Source organism: Corynebacterium sp. HMSC065H09 (genome assembly GCF_001812845.1).
Lineage (GTDB): Bacteria > Actinomycetota > Actinomycetes > Mycobacteriales > Mycobacteriaceae > Corynebacterium > Corynebacterium jeikeium_D.
This window is the reverse complement of sequence record NZ_KV810597.1, coordinates 1-280: the sequence shown is the minus strand read 5'-3', so window position 1 is coordinate 280 and position 280 is coordinate 1. Positions and strand designations below refer to the sequence as shown.

At 55.0% G+C, this 280-nt stretch carries 1 protein-coding gene; it reads left to right on the top strand.

What is annotated here, in order from left to right; genetic code table 11:
• Nucleotides 1-51: 51 nt before the first annotated feature.
• Nucleotides 52-280 (top strand): helix-turn-helix domain-containing protein (locus HMPREF2878_RS08665; protein ID WP_141753132.1); only part of this gene is annotated, 229 nt, incomplete at its 3' end.

Here is a 280-nt window from a genome sequence, read left to right as displayed (position 1 = left end):
GCCGGTAGGTTCAGGCGGTGAATGCATCACCACTTTCGACCAGGAGAAGTAGTGAAGCAAACCCGCCGAACGAAATACAGTGCCATCAAACCGATTGCGCTTCAACACATCGCCAACGGGGCATCAGCAAGCGCAGTTGGACGTGAGTTAGGGATACCCTCACCAACAGTCAGGCGGTGGGCGCGACAAGCCGGAATTGAGATCCAGCACCAATCGCACTACCCGAAGGTCTCGATGATGCATAAACATCGCGTGATCTACGAGATGCTTATGGCCGGCT